Source organism: Streptomyces sp. NPDC003300 (genome assembly GCF_040610915.1).
Lineage (GTDB): Bacteria > Actinomycetota > Actinomycetes > Streptomycetales > Streptomycetaceae > Actinacidiphila.
This window is the reverse complement of the sequence record NZ_JBEXNE010000001.1, coordinates 1-16,942: the sequence shown is the minus strand read 5'-3', so window position 1 is coordinate 16,942 and position 16,942 is coordinate 1. Positions and strand designations below refer to the sequence as shown.

The 16,942-nt window shown below is 70.9% G+C and carries 14 protein-coding genes; 9 read left to right on the top strand and 5 right to left on the bottom strand.

All coding sequences use genetic code 11. The annotated features are described in order from the left end of the window. Window positions 1-31: 31 nt before the first annotated feature. The 5 genes from yajC to ABZX65_RS00050 all read left to right on the top strand — a co-directional run bounded on the left by yajC (window position 32) and on the right by ABZX65_RS00050 (window position 6,988). Window positions 32-505 (top strand): preprotein translocase subunit YajC, encoded by a 474-nt coding sequence (gene yajC, locus ABZX65_RS00070; protein ID WP_355332517.1) that lies wholly within the window; start codon window positions 32-34, stop codon window positions 503-505. Window positions 506-583: 78 nt separating this feature from the next. Further along, a complete protein-coding gene (gene secD / locus ABZX65_RS00065) occupies window positions 584-2,350 on the top strand; it encodes a protein translocase subunit SecD (protein ID WP_355332515.1) in 1,767 nt (588 codons plus the stop codon). Then, window positions 2,350-3,546 (top strand): protein translocase subunit SecF, encoded by a 1,197-nt coding sequence (gene secF / locus ABZX65_RS00060; RefSeq protein ID WP_355332512.1) that lies wholly within the window; start codon window positions 2,350-2,352, stop codon window positions 3,544-3,546. The genes secD and secF overlap by 1 nt, the downstream gene beginning before the upstream one ends. Before the next feature lie 169 nt (window positions 3,547-3,715). After that, the gene (locus ABZX65_RS00055) at window positions 3,716-4,276 is read left to right on the top strand and encodes an adenine phosphoribosyltransferase (protein ID WP_355332509.1); all 561 of its coding nucleotides are present in this window, start codon (window positions 3,716-3,718) and stop codon (window positions 4,274-4,276) included. A gap of 381 nt (window positions 4,277-4,657) precedes the next feature. Further along, window positions 4,658-6,988 carry a bifunctional (p)ppGpp synthetase/guanosine-3',5'-bis(diphosphate) 3'-pyrophosphohydrolase gene (locus ABZX65_RS00050; protein WP_355333552.1) on the top strand — a complete coding sequence of 777 codons (2,331 nt, stop codon included), beginning with the start codon at window positions 4,658-4,660 and terminating at the stop codon, window positions 6,986-6,988. Between the two features lie 105 nt (window positions 6,989-7,093). Here the strand turns inward: ABZX65_RS00050 and ABZX65_RS00045 are convergent, their stop codons facing one another. Then, window positions 7,094-8,323: a DUF349 domain-containing protein gene (locus ABZX65_RS00045; protein WP_188285205.1), complete on the bottom strand. Its 1,230-nt coding sequence runs from the start codon at window positions 8,321-8,323 to the stop codon at window positions 7,094-7,096. Window positions 8,324-8,466: 143 nt separating this feature from the next. Further along, the gene (locus ABZX65_RS00040) at window positions 8,467-9,321 is read right to left on the bottom strand and encodes a peptidylprolyl isomerase (protein ID WP_355332507.1); all 855 of its coding nucleotides are present in this window, start codon (window positions 9,319-9,321) and stop codon (window positions 8,467-8,469) included. Between the two features lie 266 nt (window positions 9,322-9,587). Between ABZX65_RS00040 and ABZX65_RS00035 the strand changes: the two genes are divergently transcribed. From ABZX65_RS00035 to ABZX65_RS00025, 3 genes are all read left to right on the top strand, one after another. Then, the gene (locus ABZX65_RS00035) at window positions 9,588-10,298 is read left to right on the top strand and encodes an MBL fold metallo-hydrolase (RefSeq protein WP_355332505.1); all 711 of its coding nucleotides are present in this window, start codon (window positions 9,588-9,590) and stop codon (window positions 10,296-10,298) included. Further along, window positions 10,292-11,581, top strand: a complete 1,290-nt coding sequence (gene hisS, locus ABZX65_RS00030) for a histidine--tRNA ligase (protein ID WP_355333550.1) — start codon at window positions 10,292-10,294, stop codon at window positions 11,579-11,581. The genes ABZX65_RS00035 and hisS overlap by 7 nt, the downstream gene beginning before the upstream one ends. Window positions 11,582-11,682: 101 nt before the next feature. Continuing rightward, on the top strand, window positions 11,683-12,333 hold the full coding sequence (locus ABZX65_RS00025) for a vitamin K epoxide reductase family protein (protein WP_355332503.1): 651 nt from the start codon (window positions 11,683-11,685) through the stop codon (window positions 12,331-12,333). Window positions 12,334-12,358: 25 nt separating this feature from the next. Here the strand turns inward: ABZX65_RS00025 and ABZX65_RS00020 are convergent, their stop codons facing one another. From ABZX65_RS00020 to ABZX65_RS00010, 3 genes are read right to left on the bottom strand one after another with little or no spacing between them, the layout of a single operon-like run. Next, window positions 12,359-13,192, bottom strand: coding sequence for a 3-oxoacyl-ACP reductase (locus ABZX65_RS00020; RefSeq protein ID WP_355332501.1), 834 nt, complete (start codon window positions 13,190-13,192; stop codon window positions 12,359-12,361). Between the two features lie 6 nt (window positions 13,193-13,198). After that, the gene (locus tag ABZX65_RS00015; protein WP_355332498.1) at window positions 13,199-14,560 is read right to left on the bottom strand and encodes an aldehyde dehydrogenase family protein; all 1,362 of its coding nucleotides are present in this window, start codon (window positions 14,558-14,560) and stop codon (window positions 13,199-13,201) included. An 11-nt stretch (window positions 14,561-14,571) separates the two neighbouring features. After that, on the bottom strand, window positions 14,572-15,945 hold the full coding sequence (locus tag ABZX65_RS00010; protein ID WP_355332496.1) for a glutamine synthetase family protein: 1,374 nt from the start codon (window positions 15,943-15,945) through the stop codon (window positions 14,572-14,574). Window positions 15,946-16,017: 72 nt separating this feature from the next. Between ABZX65_RS00010 and ABZX65_RS00005 the strand changes: the two genes are divergently transcribed. Next, window positions 16,018-16,851 carry an FCD domain-containing protein gene (locus tag ABZX65_RS00005; RefSeq protein WP_355332494.1) on the top strand — a complete coding sequence of 278 codons (834 nt, stop codon included), beginning with the start codon at window positions 16,018-16,020 and terminating at the stop codon, window positions 16,849-16,851. The last annotated feature ends 91 nt before the right edge of the window (window positions 16,852-16,942 follow it).

Here is a 16,942-nt window from a genome sequence, read left to right as displayed (position 1 = left end):
CACGTTGGCCGTGCGAAGGAACGTCCAGACCGTGAGTATCGTCACTCTCCTCCCCTTGGTCCTGATTGTTGGCGTCATGTTCATGATGACGCGCTCGGCCAAGAACAAGCAGCGCCAGGCACTGACCATGCGGAACCAGATGGAGCCCGGATCGGGCGTCCGCACGATCGGTGGCATGTACGCCGTGGTCAAGGAAGTGAACGAGGAGACGGTCCTCCTTGAGCTGACGGACGGGGTGCACGCACACTTCGCGAAGAACGCCATCGGCGCCGTGCTGGCCGAAGAGGAGTTCAACCGGATCGTGCACGGCATCGAGCCGGAGGAGATCGAGCACGACGACACCGAGGACACCGAAGGCGACGTCACCGCCGACGCGGCTTCCGGGGATGCCGCTGCGACGGACGACGTCAAGAAGGACGCCAAGGACTCGGGCGAGCACCGCATCGATCTGAGCAAGACCGAGGACGCGCCGGGGCAGGACGGCCCCGACTCCACGTCCAAGTAAGGGTCCGGCTCTCACAACTTCGTGGCCACCCCATGAGCGTGCAGGCTCAGGGGCGGTAGGACAGGGAGAATCAAGAAGGTGGCAGCAGCCAACAAGGGCCGCAGGCCGTCCCCGGGGAGTCAGGGATACCCCGGGCGCGCTCTGGCCGTGATCGTGATCGCCCTGGTGGCGCTGACCGGAGGAATGTTCCTCTCCGGCAACACCACTCCCCGACTGGGCATCGACCTGGCCGGCGGTGTCAGCATCACGCTGACCGCCAAGGCGGACCAGGGGAACGCGGTCACCAAGTCCAATATGAACACGGCGGTCAGCATCATCAACCGCCGTGTCAACGGACTCGGTGTCTCCGAGGCGGAGGTGCAGACCCAGGGATCGAACAACATCATCGTCAACATCCCCAAGGGCACCAACGCCGCCCAGGCCGAGCAGCAGGTGGGCACCACCGCGCAGCTCGCCTTCCGCCAGGTGCTGACCGCCGCGGACGGCAACCCGGCCACGGCCGCGCCCAAGCCCTCGGCCAGCCCCTCTGCCTCCGGCGGTACGACGCCGAAGCCGAGCGGCACGCCCAGCGCGACGGGCACTCCGAAGGCCACCGGGAGCACCACGTCCAGTCCGCAGGGCCGCGCCGTCACCGACGCGCTGAAGTCGAGTGTGAACAAGGCGCCGACACCGACGCCCACCGCGACGCCCAGCAACCCGGCCACCACGCCCGGCACGGGCGCCGCCGACCTGTCGATCCCCGCCGACCTCCAGGCGAAGCTCGACAAGCTCGACTGCACCGACCCCACGCAGCGCACCGCGGCCAGCAAGGGCACCAAGCCCGGTGACAAGGTCGTCGCCTGCGGTCAGCAGGGCAACCAGTGGATCAAGTACGCGCTCGGCCCGACGCTGATCGACGGCAAGCGCGTCTCCGGCGCCAGCGCGAACTTCGACTCGCAGCAGGGCAACGGCTGGGTCGTCAACCTGACGTTCGACTCCAAGGGCGCCAGCCAGTTCACCAAGGTCACCGGCGACCTCGCCTCCCAGGCCCAGCCGAACAACCAGTTCGCGATCGACCTGGACGGCAACGTCGTCTCGGCCCCGTCGGTCTCCCAGGCCCTGCCCGGCGGCAGCGCCCAGATCTCCGGCAGCTTCACCCAGAAGTCCGCCGAGGACCTGGCGAACGTGCTGAAGTACGGCTCGCTGCCCCTGGCGTTCTCCATCCAGGACACGACCACGGTCTCTCCCGCCCTCGGCGGCGAGCAGCTCCGCGGCGGTCTGATCGCCGGCGCCGTCGGCCTCGTCCTGGTCGTGCTCTACATGTTCGCCTACTACCGCGGACTGAGCCTGGTGGCGCTCGCGAGCCTCGTGGTCTCGGGCGCGCTCACCTACACGATCATGTGTCTGCTCGGTGAGGCGATCGGCTTCGCACTGAACCTGCCCGCGGTCTGTGGTGCCATCGTCGCCATCGGTATCACCGCCGACTCGTTCATCGTCTTCTTCGAACGGATCAGGGACGAGCTCCGTGAGGGCCGCTCGCTGCAACCCGCGGTCGCCCGCGGCTGGCCGCGCGCCCGGCGCACCATCCTGGTGTCGGACTTCGTGTCCTTCCTCGCCGCCGCCGTGCTGTTCACCGTGACGGTCGGCAAGGTCCAGGGCTTCGCGTTCACGCTCGGTCTCACCACCGTGCTCGACGTCGTCGTGGTGTTCCTGTTCACCAAGCCGCTGATGACGATCCTCGCCCGTCGCCCGTTCTTCGCTCAGGGCCACAGGTGGTCCGGTCTCGATCCCAAGGCGCTCGGCGTGAAGGCGCCGCTGCGTCGGAGCGTCCGCCACAACCGGCCCACCGAGACGAAGGAAGCCTGATGTCCAAGCTCAGCAATCTCGGTCACCGGCTGCACCGCGGCGAGATCGCGTACGACTTCGTCGGCCACCGCAAGATCTGGTACGGCGTATCGATCCTGATCACGGTCGTCGCCGCGGTCGGCCTGGTGGTCAACGGCCTCAAGCTCGGCATCGAGTTCTCCGGCGGCGCGGACTTCACCACGGCCAAGACCTCCATCTCGGTCGCGGACGCGCAGAGCAAGATCGAGGGCCACACCGCCGGCCACGACGCGACGATCCAGAAGCTGGGCAGCGGAAAGCTCCGCATCCAGGTCAGCGACATCTCCACCGAGGCGTCCAAGTCCGTCCAGCAGAACATCTCCAAGGAACTGGGCATCCCGCTCAAGGACATCGACGCGCAGATCGTCGGTCCGAGCTGGGGCAAGGAGATCTCCCACAAGGCCCTTCAGGGTCTGATCATCTTCCTGGTGCTGGTGGTCGCCTATCTGGCCATCGCCTTCGAATGGCGCAAGGCCGTCGCGGCACTGATCGCCCTGCTCCACGACCTCACGATCACGGTCGGTGTCTACGCCATCGTGGGCTTCGAGGTCACACCGGGCACGGTGATCGGTCTGCTCACCATCCTCGGTTACTCCCTCTACGACACCGTCGTCGTCTTCGACGGTCTGAAGGAGTCCACCAAGGACATCACCAAGCAGAACAGGTACACCTACAGCGAGATCGCCAACCGCAGCCTCAACGGCACCCTGGTGCGGTCGATCAACACCACGGTCGTCGCCCTGCTGCCGGTCGGCGCGCTGCTCTTCATCGGTGGCGGCATCCTCGGCGCGGGCATGCTCAACGACATCGCGCTCGCGCTGTTCGTCGGCCTCACCGCCGGTGCGTACTCCTCGATCTTCATCGCGACCCCGATCGTCGCGGACCTCAAGGAGCGCGACCCGGCGATGAAGCAGGTCCGCAAGCGGGTGCTCGCCCGCCGGGCCTCCGACGCCACGAAGGCCGCCGAGGCGGCCGCCCGCGGCGAGGAGCCCGCCGACCCCGAGGACGGGGACGGGGACGACGACGACCAGGCGGAAGCCGCAGCGGCCGGCGCCGGTGTGGTGGGCCCGCGGGCCCAGGGCACCGCCCCGGGCAGCCGTTCCGGCGGCACCCGCGGCGCGTCCGCCAACCGCGGCACCCGTGGTGGCCGCAACCGCCCCTCGGGCAAGCGGCGCTGACCGTGAATCGCCGCCGCCCGGTCGACACCGACCGGGCGGCGGCGATTTTCCGTTTTCCGAACCTCATCGACCGACCCTCGTCGACCGACGAGCGCTCCATGGCCCGAAGCGCCGTGGAACGACAAGCACGTCATGGACCGACGCGACATGAACCGACGAAAGTAGCGCGATGACCACCACGGACGCAGCCTCCGCCGAGCTCAGGGAACTGCTGCTCGGCCGCATCCGCGACGTACCGGACTACCCCCAGCCCGGCGTGATCTTCAAGGACATCACCCCGCTGCTGGCCGACCCCGTCGCCTTCAGCGCCCTGGTGGACGCGCTCGCCGCCCTGTGCGCGCGGCACGGCGCCACCAAGGTCGTCGGCCTCGAAGCCCGCGGCTTCATCCTCGCCGCCCCGGCCGCCGCCCGCGCGGGCCTCGGCTTCGTCCCGGTCCGCAAGGCGGGCAAACTGCCCGGAAAGACCCTGGCGCAGTCGTACGACCTGGAGTACGGCACCGCCGAGATCGAGGTGCAGGTCGACGCCTTCGCCGAGGGCGACCGCGTCCTGGTGATCGACGACGTCCTGGCCACCGGCGGCACCGCGGAAGCCTCGCTTGAGCTGATCCGGCGGACCGGCGCGACCGTCGCGGGCGTGGCCGTCCTGCTGGAGCTGGGCTTCCTCGGCGGCCGGGCGCGGCTGGCCCGGGTCCTGGGGGACGCCCCCCTGGACACCCTCGTCGCGATCTGACGCGCTCCGGACCGCGTACGGGCTCTCGGGCCGCGTACGGGCTCTCGTACGCCATTCGGGTCCGCGGGGCCCGGTTGCGGCCTCCTACGAGCGTCCTGCGGCCCCGTACGGCGTACGCGGGGCCCGTACGGGGCCGCTGAGGCGGGCGCCCGGCGGGCTCGGGCGCCCGCCTCTCGCCGCAGGTCGATACCATGGAACTTCTACCCCGCGTGAGGAGTGCTCTTGCCAGACCAGGCCCAGCCACTCGACGCCGCGGGCGGGAAGGAACCGGCCGCGGGTGGCACGGGGACGTCCGCCGACAGCCGGACCGCCGCACCCACCCCCGCTCCCGCGCCCGCCAAGCCCGCCGCGCCAGAACCGGCCGCGCCCGCCGTACGCCCGGTGCGTACGCCCGGCAGCGTCGCGCCGACGCGTCCCGGGGCCTCCTCCAGCCGCGTCCGCGCCCGCCTCGCCCGGCTCGGCGTGCAGCGCTCCAGCCCGTACAACCCGGTGCTCGAACCGCTGCTGCGCGTGGTGCGGGGCAACGACCCGAAGGGCGACAGCGCCCAGCTCCGGCAGATCGAGCGGGCCTACCAGGTCGCCGAGCGCTGGCACCGCGGCCAGAAGCGCAAGAGCGGCGACCCGTACATCACGCACCCGCTGGCCGTCACCACGATCCTCGCCGAACTGGGCATGGACCCCGCCACCTTGATGGCCGGGCTGCTGCACGACACCGTCGAGGACACCGAGTACGGCCTGGACGCGCTGCGCCGCGACTTCGGCGACCAGGTGGCGCTGCTGGTCGACGGCGTCACCAAGCTCGACAAGGTCAAATTCGGCGAGGCCGCGCAGGCCGAGACCGTGCGCAAGATGGTCGTCGCGATGGCCAAGGACCCCCGCGTCCTGGTGATCAAGCTCGCCGACCGGCTGCACAATATGCGCACGATGCGCTATCTCAAGCGCGAGAAGCAGGAGAAGAAGGCCCGCGAGACGCTGGAGATCTACGCCCCGCTGGCGCACCGGCTGGGCATGAACACCATCAAGTGGGAGCTGGAGGACCTCGCCTTCGCGATCCTCTACCCCAAGATGTACGACGAGATCGTCCGGCTGGTCGCCGAGCGCGCCCCCAAGCGCGACGAATACCTCGCCGTGGTCACCGACCAGGTCCAGCAGGACCTGCGCGCCGCCCGGATCAAGGCCACCGTCACCGGCCGCCCGAAGCACTACTACAGCGTCTACCAGAAGATGATCGTCCGCGGCCGGGACTTCGCGGAGATCTACGACCTGGTGGGCATCCGCGTCCTGGTCGACACCGTCCGCGACTGCTACGCGGCGCTCGGCACCATCCACGCGCGATGGAATCCGGTCCCCGGCCGGTTCAAGGACTACATCGCGATGCCCAAGTTCAACATGTACCAGTCGCTGCACACGACGGTCATCGGGCCCAGCGGCAAGCCCGTCGAACTGCAGATCCGTACCTTCGACATGCACCGCCGCGCCGAGTACGGCATCGCCGCGCACTGGAAGTACAAGCAGGAGGCGGTGGCGGGCGCCTCCAAGGTGCGCACCGACAGCCCGCGGTCCGACAAGAAGGACGACGCGGTCAACGACATGGCGTGGCTGCGCCAGCTCCTGGACTGGCAGAAGGAGACCGAGGACCCCGGCGAGTTCCTGGAGTCGCTGCGCTTCGACCTCTCGCAGAGCGAGGTCTTCGTCTTCACGCCCAAGGGCGACGTGATAGCGCTGCCCGCGGGCGCCACCCCGGTGGACTTCGCGTATGCCGTGCACACCGAGGTCGGCCACCGGACCATAGGCGCCCGTGTCAACGGCCGCCTCGTACCGCTGGAGTCGACGCTCGACAACGGCGACACCGTCGAGGTCTTCACCTCCAAGGCCGCCGGGGCCGGGCCGTCCCGCGACTGGCTGGGCTTCGTCAAGTCGCCGCGGGCGCGCAACAAGATCCGCGCCTGGTTCTCCAAGGAGCGCCGCGAGGAAGCGGTCGAGCAGGGCAAGGAAGCCATCGCCCGCGCGATGCGCAAGCAGAATCTGCCGATCCAGCGGGTGCTCACCGGCGACTCGCTGGTCACCCTCGCGCACGAGATGCGCTACCCCGACATCTCCGCGCTCTACGCGGCGATCGGCGAGGGGCACATCACCGCGCAGTCCGTCGTGCAGAAGCTGGTCGACGCGCTCGGCGGCGAAGAGGGCGCCACCGAGGACATCGCGGAGATCACCACCCCCACGCAGGGGCGCACCAAGCGGCGGGCCAACGCCGACCCCGGTGTCATCGTCAAGGGCGCCAGCGACGTCTGGGTCAAGCTCTCCCGCTGCTGCACCCCGGTGCCGGGCGACCCGATCATCGGCTTCGTCACCCGCGGCAACGGCGTCTCGGTGCACCGCGCCGACTGCGTCAACGTGGACTCGCTCTCGCAGCAGCCCGAGCGGATGATCGAGGTCGAGTGGGCGCCCACCCAGTCGTCGGTCTTCCTGGTCGCCATCCAGGTCGAGGCCCTCGACCGGTCCCGGCTGCTCTCGGACGTCACCCGCGTGCTGTCCGACCAGCACGTCAACATCCTGTCCGCGGCCGTCCAGACCTCCCGCGACCGCGTCGCCACCTCCCGCTTCACCTTCGAGATGGGCGACCCGAAGCACCTGGGCCACGTCCTGAAGGCGGTACGCGGCGTGGAGGGCGTCTACGACGTCTACCGGGTGACCTCGGGCCGCCAGAGGTAAGCGAGGCCGCGGGCGGGCGGGCACGACCCACCACCGGCCCGCGGACGCCCGACGGCCCCGGCACTCATCATGAGTGCCGGGGCCGTCGGGCGTGCGAGCGGCCGGTCAGCCGCCGAACTCGCCCATGCCCTTCAGGGCCGCGTCCAGCAGCGCCTGACGCCCGTCAAGCTCCGACTGGAGCTTGTCCGCCTTCGCGGTGTTCCCCGCGGAGCGCGCCGCGTCGATCTGCTTCTGGAGCTTCTCGACCGCCGCCTGGAGCTGACCGGTCAGACCGGCCGCCCGCGCCCGGACCTCGGGGTTGGTGCGCCGCCACTCGGCTTCCTCGGACTCGGCCAGCGCACGCTCCACCGCGTGCATGCGGGCCTCGATCCGCGGCCGCGCGTCCCGCGGCACGTGCCCGATGGCCTCCCAGCGCTCGTTGAGCGAGCGGAAGGCGGCACGCGCCGACTTCAGCTCGGTCACCGGGAGCAGCTTCTCGGCCTCGACGACCAGCTCCTCCTTGAGCGCGAGGTTGTCGCGCTGCTCGGTGTCCCGCTCGGCGAACACCTCGGAGCGGGCGGCGAAGAAGACGTCCTGGGCGCCGCGGAAGCGGTTCCACAGATCGTCCTCGGCCTCGCGCTGCGCACGCCCGGCCGCCTTCCACTCCGTCATCAGCTCGCGGTAGCGGGCCGCGGTGGGCCCCCAGTCCGTCGAGTTCGACAGCGACTGCGCCTCGGTGACCAGCTTCTCCTTCGTCCGCCTGGCCTCCTCGCGCTGCGCGTCGAGCGACGCGAAGTGCGCCTTGCGGCGCTTGGAGAACACCGAACGGGCGTGGCTGAAGCGGTGCCACAGCTCGTCGTCCGCCTTGCGGTCGAGTCGCGGCAGGCCCTTCCAGGTGTCGACCAGGGCGCGCAGCCGCTCGCCCGCGGTCCGCCACTGCTCGCTCTCGGCGAGCTGCTCGGCCTCCGCGACAAGCTGCTCCTTGGCGACCTTCGCCTCTTCGCTCTGCTTCGCCCTGGCCGCCTTGCGCTCCTCGCGCCGGGAGTCCACCAGCGCGACCAGCGCGTCGAGCCGTTCGCCCAGCGCCGCCAGGTCGCCCACCGCGTGCGCCTCGGTCACCGAGACGCGCAGGTGCTCGATCGCGGCCAGCGCGTCCTTGGGCGCGAGATCGGTGGTCCGCACCCGTCGTTCGAGGAGGCCGATCTCCACGACGAGTCCTTCGTACTTGCGCTCGAAGTAGGCGAGCGCCTCCTCAGGAGAACCCGCCTGCCACGAACCGACCTCCTTCTCCCCGTCGGCCGTACGCACGTACACGGTCCCCGTCTCATCGACGCGGCCCCACGGGTCGCTGCTCACAGCGCCTCCTCCACGTGATGCCCGGCCGGCTCACGGCCGGGCATCTTCCACAGAATTTCACCGGTTGGGCCGCACGCCCTGACCGGTCCAACGCCAACATAGGCGACCAGCACCCCGGCTGTCCGCATCCGATGCGGGCCCAATCAGGATTTGCTGACGGTCGCCTTGTTGATCACCACGGTCGCGTTCGGCGCGGTGTTGCCCGTCGTCTGGTCGGCGGGCTGGGCGCCCGCGGCGGCGATTTTGTCGAGCACCTTCATACCGGCGGCGTCGATCGTGCCGAACGGCGTGTAGCTCGGAGCCAGCGGGCTGTCCTTGTAGACCAGGAAGAACTGGCTGCCGCCGGTGTGCGCCTGGCCGGTGTTGGCCATGGCCACGGTGCCCGCCGGGTACGTCACGGTCTTCTGCGCGTCGGCCTTGCCGAACGCCGTCAGATTCTCGTCCGGGATCGTGTAGCCGGGGCCGCCGTTGCCCTGCGCGGTCGGGTCGCCGCACTGGAGGACGAAGATGCCCTCGGTGGTCAGCCGGTGGCACTTGGTGTGGTCGAAGAAGCCCTTGTCCGCGAGGAACTTGAAGGAGTTCGTGGTGTCGGGGGCCTTCGCCGCGTCCAGCGCGATCGGGATCGAGCCGCAGGTCGTCTGGAGCGTGAAGGTGTACTTCGCGCTCTTGTCGATCGCCATCTTCGGCTCGGTCTTCCACTGCTCCGTGCCCGGCGCGCCCGCGTCCGCCTTGCCGCACGGGTCCGGCGCCTTCGAGGGGGTCGCCGACGGCGACGCGCTGGCGTTGGCCGCCGCGTCGTCCGTGGACTTCTTCTTGCCGCTGCTGTCGAAGGCGCCCAGGCCCCAGGCGGAACCGCCGCCGATGACGACCACGGCGAGCACGGCGGCGATCACCGAATTGCGCGTCCGCGACTTGCGGCGCATCTGCACCCGCCGCTGCTGCTGCCGCTCGAACTTCTCCCGGGCGAGCTGCCGCCGCCGCTGATCCTTGGTGACCACTTCGCCGTCTCCCGGTCGTGTCTCGTGAGTGCTGTGCGATGACTGTGTTTCCGCTGTCCACGACCTGTCGGCAGGCCGTGTGCCGCGGTGCGCTCGAACGCGAATACGCGTGCCGCAGATCTTCGCGGCATGCGCGTCCCCCGTCCAGTCCGCACGCGGTCCGATGAAGGCACAATACGAGTTCGCTGCGGCGGTACGGCGGCCGGTAGGCTCGTGAACGGCCGATATCTCCCGCGGCCGACACCGCGGACGACAGAAGGACGAACGTGCTCATTGCCGGGTTCCCCGCCGGGGCCTGGGGCACCAATTGTTATGTGGTCGCCCCCGCCGCGGGTGAGGAGTGCGTGATCGTCGACCCGGGCCACCTCGCGGTCCAGGGCGTCGAGGACACGCTCGCCAAGCACCGACTGAAGCCCGTCGCCGTCATCCTCAGCCACGGCCACATCGACCATGTCGCCTCCGTCGTACCGGTCTGCGGCGCGCACGACGTGCCCGCCTGGATCCACCCCGAGGACCGGTACATGCTCAGCGACCCCGAGAAGGCGCTCGGCCGCGCCATCGGGCAGCCGCTGATGGGGGAGCTGACCATCGGCGAGCCCGACGACGTCAAGGAACTGGCCGACGGCGCCGCGCTGACGGTGGCGGGTCTGGAGTTCTCCGTCGCGCACGCGCCCGGCCATACCAGGGGGTCGGTGACGTTCAGGCTGCCAGAGACCGCCGACATCCCGTCGGTGCTGTTCTCCGGCGACCTGCTCTTCGCCGGCTCCGTCGGACGCACCGACCTGCCCGGCGGCTCCATGGCCGAGCTGTACGAGTCGCTGGCGCGTGTGTGCCTGCCGCTCGACGACTCGACCGTGGTGCTCTCCGGCCACGGCCCCCAGACGACCATCGGCCGCGAGCGCGCCGCCAACCCCTACCTGGGTGAGGTGGCCCGCGGCCCAAGAGCCGGAGACCCGGCTCCGCGACGAGGATTGTGACGGATTCAGTGAGTTCCGCCGTACGCGCCTTCCAGGCCCCCAAGGGCACCTACGACCTGCTGCCGCCCGACTCCGCGGTGTTCCTCGCGGTGCGCGAGGCCATCGCCGCGCCCGCCCGCCGGGCCGGTTACGGCTATGTCGAGACCCCCGGTTTCGAGAACGTCGAACTGTTCTCCCGCGGTGTCGGGGAGTCCACCGACATCGTGACCAAGGAGATGTACACCCTCACCACCAAGGGCGGCAGCGAACTCGCGCTGCGCCCCGAGGGCACCGCCTCCGTCCTGCGCGCGGCCCTCCAGGCCAATCTGCACAAGACGGGGAATCTGCCGGTCAAGCTCTGGTACTCCGGCTCCTACTACCGCTACGAGCGCCCGCAGGCGGGCCGCTACCGGCACTTCTCGCAGGTCGGCGCGGAGGCGATCGGCGCCGAGGACCCGCTGCTCGACGCGGAGCTGATCATCCTGGCGGTGGACGCGTACACCGACCTCGGGCTGCGCGACTTCCGGCTGCTGCTCAACTCGCTCGGCGACCGCGAGTGCCGTCCGGTCTACCGGGCCGCCCTCCAGGACTACCTGCGCGGCCTGGACCTGGACGAGGAGACCCGCGCCCGGATCGAGATCAATCCGCTGCGGGTGCTCGACGACAAGCGCGACTCCGTACAGAAGCAGCTCGCCGACGCGCCGCTGATCCGCGACCACCTGTGCGAGGCGTGCAAGGCGTACCACGAGGAGGTGCGCGCGCTGCTGACCGAGGCGGGCGTGGCCTTCGAGGACGACCCCCGGCTGGTGCGCGGCCTGGACTACTACACCCGCACCACCTTCGAATTCGTCCACGACGGGCTCGGCTCGCAGTCCGCGGTCGGCGGCGGCGGGCGCTACGACGGGCTCTCCGAGATGATCGGCGGCCCGGCGCTGCCGTCGGTCGGCTGGGCGCTGGGCGTGGACCGTACGGTGCTCGCGCTGCGCTCGGAGGGCGTGAAACTGGCCCTTCCCGCGGTCACCGACGTCTACGCCGTACCGCTCGGCGACGAGGCGCGGCGGGCGCTGTTCGGCACGGTCACCGCGCTGCGCAGGGCCGGGATCGCCGCGGACTTCGCCTTCGGCGGCAAGGGCATGAAGAACGCGATGAAGTCCGCGAACCGCTCCGGCGCCCGATTCGCGCTCGTCGCGGGGGAGCGGGACCTCGCCGAGGGCGTCGTCCAGCTCAAGGACCTGGGCAGCGGCGAGCAGACTGCGGTCCCGCTCGCCGAGGTGGTCGCGAGCGTCAAGGCGCGGCTCGTTTGACCCTCTTCCGTGTACCAGGGCGTGCAGGACTTATCCAGTCCTGACCGCCCTGGTGCACAATGTTGGGTGCCCGCTCCCCACGACCTAAGAGATCGGCGATCATGACGACTTCCGCGTTGGACGAGACGCGTACGGACGGCGGCGCCGAGGACGAGCGGCGGCCGGCCGACGGCATCGGAGCAGGGCGCGCGTACACCTGGCTGCTGCTGATCTGCGGCCTGCTCGGCACGGTCGCCGCGTTCGTGATCACCGATGACAAGTTCAAGCTGCTGGAAGACCCGAATTACACCCCCGCGTGCAGCCTGAACCCGATCATCTCCTGCGGCAACATCATGAAGAGCGAGCAGGCCCACGCGTTCGGCTTCCCGAACCCGATGATCGGCATGATCGCCTACCCGGTCATGATCTGCGTCGCGATGGGCATCCTGGCCGGCGCCCGCTACCGTCCCTGGTTCTGGCTCGGCCTCCAGGCGGGCACCCTGTTCGGTGTCGGATTCTGCACCTGGCTCCAGTACCAGTCGCTGTACAGCATCGGCTCGCTCTGCCTGTGGTGCAGCCTCGCCTGGGTCGTGACCATCGCCGCGTTCTGGTACACGGCGGTGCACAACGTCAAGCACCGGATCATCAAGGTGCCCGAGGGCGCGCGCACCGCCGTGCTGGAGTTCCACTGGGTCGTGCCGGTGCTCTGGTACGGGGTGCTCATCCTGCTGATCCTGACCCGCTGGTGGTCGTACTGGAAGACGCTGGTCTGAGCGGGTCCGCCGAGCGGCCCGCCCGCTACAGCGGCGTGACGTAGGCGCCGGAGATGCCGCCGTCCACCAGGAACTCGGCGGCGGTGATGAATCCGGCGTCGTCGCTGGCCAGGAACGCCACGGCGGCGGCGATCTCCTCGGCCGCCGCGAACCGCCCCAGCGGAATGTGCACCAGCCGCCGCGCCGCCCGCTCCGGGTCCTTCGCGAACAGCTCGCGCAGCAGCGGGGTGTCCACGGGCCCGGGGCACAGCGCGTTCACCCGGATTCCCTCGCGGGCGAACTGCACGCCCAGCTCCCGCGTCATCGCCAGCACCCCGCCCTTGGACGCGGTGTACGAGATCTGCGAGGTCGCCGCGCCCATCACCGCCACGAACGACGCGGTGTTGATGATCGCCCCCTTGCCCTGCCGCCGCATGTACGGCAGCGCGGCCTTGCAGCACAGGTAGACCGACGTCAGATTGACCTCCTGCACCCGGCGCCACGCGTCCAGCCCGGTGGTGAGGATCGAGTCGTCGTCGGGCGGTGAGATCCCCGCGTTGTTGAAGGCGATGTCGACCGAGCCGTAGGTGTCGTGGGCGGCCTTGAACAGCGCCTCGACCTGCTCCGGGTCGGTCACGTCGGTGGCGACGAAGAGCCCGCCGGTCTCCTCGGCCGCCGCCCGCCCGCTGTCCTGGTCGATGTCGGCGACCACGACCCTGGCCCCTTCCGCGGCGAACCGCCGCGCCGTGGCCAGGCCGATGCCGCTGCCGCCGCCGGTGATGACGGCGGTACGGCCGACGAGGCGGCGGCAGACCGGCTGCTCCGTCCCGGCGGCGGCAGCCGTGCCGGTCACGTCTGTGCTGTCTGTGGTCTCGGGCATACCCTGCTACTCCTCGGTGCCGATGAAGACGTTCTTGGTCTCGGTGAACGCGGTGAGCGCGTCGGGTCCCAGCTCGCGGCCGAGCCCCGACTGCTTGAAGCCGCCGAAGGGCGTCCAATAGCGCACACTGCTGTGCGAGTTGACGGACAGATTCCCCGCCGCGACACCGCGCGCGAGCCGCAGCGCGCGGCCCAGGTCGCGGGTCCACAGCGAGCCGGACAGGCCGTACGGTGTCGCGTTCGCCAGCCGCAGCGCGTCCGCCTCGTCGTCGAAGGGCAGCACGACCGCCACCGGGCCGAAGATCTCCTCGGTGGCCGCTGGCACGCCGGGGTCAGCCGGGGCGAGCACCGTCGGCGGGTACCAGAAACCGGGGCCCTCGGGCGCGGAACCCCGTGCCACGACCGGCAGTTCGGGCGTGACGTAGCCGCGGACCCGCTCGCGCTGGACCGCCGAGATCAGCGGGCCCATCGCGGTCGCCGGGTCCGCCGGGTCGCCGACCCGCACCGCCCGCACGCCGGAGGCCAGCAGGTCGAGGAAGCGGTCGTAGACCTCGCGCTGCACCAGCAGCCGGGTGCGGGCGCAGCAGTCCTGGCCCGCGTTGTCCAGGAACGCCATCGGGTCCGCGGCGCGCTCCAGATCGGCGTCCGCGAAGACGACGTTGGGGCTCTTGCCGCCCAACTCCAGCGTGAGCCGCTTCACTTGGGCCGCGCACCGCTCCATGATCCGCTTGCCGACCGCCGTGGAGCCGGTGAAGACGATCTTCCGTACGTCGGGGTGGTCGACCAGCCGCGCCCCGGCGACGGGACCCGCGCCGGGCACCACCTGGAACAGGCCCTCGGGCAGCCCGGCGGCCAGGGCGAGTTCGGCCAGCCGCAGGGCGGTCAGCGGGGTGGTCTCCGCGGGCTTGAGCACGACGGCGTTGCCCGCGGCCAGCGCGGGGGCGAAGCCCCAGGCGGCGATCGGCATCGGGAAGTTCCACGGCACGATGACGCCGACCACGCCGAGCGGTTCGTGGAAGGTCAGGTCGAGGCCGCCCGCCACCGGGATCTGACGGCCGCTCAGGCGCTCGACGCCGCCCGCCGCGTACTCCAGCAGGTCCCGGACGTTGCCCGCCTCCCAGCGGGCGTTGCCCACGGTGTGGCCCGCCTCCCGCACCTCCAGCGCGGCCAGTTCCTCCAGGTGCGCGTCGACCTCGGCGGCGAACCGCCGCAGCAGCCGGGCGCGTTCACCCGGCGCGAGCGCCGCCCAGCCCCGCTGGGCCCGCACCGCGGCGGCGACCGCCGCGTCCACGCCCTCCGGGGAGGTCGCCGCGACCGTCGCGACGACCTCCTCGGTGGCGGGGTTGAGTACGTTGTGGCTCTCCTGCATCCCGTCCGCCCTTACATCCGCTCGAAGGAGCGGAACCGCTCCCAGTCCGTGACCGCGGTGTCGAACTGCCGCTGCTCGATCCGCGCCATGTTCGCGTAGTGCGCGACGACCTCGGGGCCGAACACCTCACGGGCCAGGTCGCTGCCCGACCACAGCTCGGCGGCCTCCCGCAGCGAGCCGGGCACCCGCTCGTACGACTCCGTGTACGCGTTGCCCGTACACGGCTCCGGCAGCTCCAACTCCCGCTCGACGCCGTGCAGTCCGGCCGCGACCATCGCGGCGACCGCCAGATACGGGTTCACGTCGCCGCCCGGCACCCGGTTCTCCAGCCGCAGCGACGGGCCGTGGCCGACCACGCGCAGCGCGCAGGTGCGGTTGTCCCGGCCCCAGGCGACCGCGGTGGGCGCGAAGGAGCCGGGGCGGAACCGCTTGTAGGAGTTGATGTTCGGCGCGAAGAACAGCGAGAACTCCCGCAGGGCGGCGAGCTGTCCGGCCAGGAAGTGCCGCATCAGCGGGGACATCGCGGTGGGGGAGTGGTCCTCGGGGTCGGCCATCGCCGGGGCGCCGTCCGCGTCCCGCAGCGACAGGTGGATATGGCAGGAGTTGCCCTCGCGCTCGTTGAACTTCGCCATGAAGGTGACCGCCATGCCCTCCTGCGAGGCGATCTCCTTGGCGCCGGTCTTGTAGACGCTGTGCTGGTCGCAGGTGGTCAGCGCCTCGTCGTAGCGGAACACCACCTCGTGCTGGCCGAGGTTGCACTCGCCCTTCGCGGACTCCGGGACGAGCCCGGCGCCCGCCATCTCGTTGCGGATGCGGCGCAGCAGCGGCTCGACCCGGGCGGTGGCCAGCACCGAGTAGTCGGCGTTGTACTGGTTGGCCGGGGTCAGCCCGCGGTAGCCGCTGTCCCACGCCCGCTCGTAGGTGTCGCGGAAGACCAGGAACTCCAGCTCGGTGCCCGCGTGCGCGGTCAGGCCGTGTCCGGCGAGCCGGTCGAGCTGCTGCCGCAGGATCTGCCGCGGCGAGGCACTGACCGGGCTGCCGTCCTCCCACGTCAGATCGGCCAGCAGCAGCGCGGTGCCGTCCTGCCAGGGGACGCGGCGCAGCGTCGAGGGATCGGGGCGCATCGCGAAGTCGCCGTAGCCCCGCTCCCAGGACGACATCGCGTAGCCGTCCACCGTATTGAGGTCGATGTCGACGGCGAGCAGGTAATTGCATCCCTCCGAGCCGTGCGGCAGCACCTCCTCCAGGAAGAACGGAGCCGCGAACCGCTTGCCCTGGAGCCGCCCCTGCATATCGGTGAAGGCCAGGACGACGGTGTGGATCTCGCCCGCCGCCACCAGCGAGCGGAGCGCGCCGACGGACAGGGCTGGAGTGTGTTCTGCCACAGCGGAACCTCTCGGATCGGTCGGAAGACTTAAGGTATGGCTGTGAACCATTGAAGGGAAGGGGGCCTCGCCATGACGGAGCGGATGACGGAGCCGATGGCCGATTCGACGGCCGATTCGACGGCCGAGCCGGCGGCCGGGTCAGCGGCCGGGCGGCCGGCGGAGCCCCCGGCGCTGGCCGCCGATCCGCTCGACACGGTGCTGCGCCCGGTGCGCGGCGGCAACGGCTTCGAGGAGGCCGTGGAACGGCTGCTCCAAGTGGTCCGGCTCGGCCTGGTCCCCGCGGGCGGACGCCTGCCCCCGGAACGGGAACTCGCCGGGCGGCTGGCGATCAGCCGGGTCACCCTGCGCGAGGCGCTGCGCGTGCTGCACGAGCAGGGTCTGGTCGAGAGCCGCCGCGGTCGCCAGGGCGGCACCTTCGTCCGGCCGAGGCCGCCCGGCGCGGACGGCCCGCCCGTGGACGCGGCGGGCCTGGGCGCGGCAGGTCTGGACGCGGCGGCCCTGGACGACGTGCTCCGCTTCCGCGAGGTGCTGGAGGTGGGCGCCGCCGGGCTCTGCGCCCGCGCCCGCCTCACCGGAGCGGACGCCGACCTGCTGCGGGCCCGGCTGCGCGCCACCGGGGACGCCTCCATCGAGGACTACCGGCGCGCCGACACGCTCCTGCACCTCGCGATAGCCGAGCTGTCCGGCTCCCCCTCGCTGGCCCGCCAGTACGCCGCCGTCCGCGCCCGGGTCAACCAACTCCTGGACGGCATCCCCATGCTGGTCCGCAACATCGAGCACTCCCAGGGCCAGCACGCCGCCCTGGTCGCCGCCGTCCTGGCCGCCGACGAAACGCGGGCGCGGCAGACGATGCGGCAGCACCTCGCGGGCACGGCGTCACTACTGCGGGGCTTTCTGTCCTAAAGGTTGTTGCAGAAGGGTGGGTGTGGGCGGGTTGGTGTGGCGGTTGGCCTGCTGGTGTCATCCTGTCTGGGCGAGGTTGTGCATGGTGGCG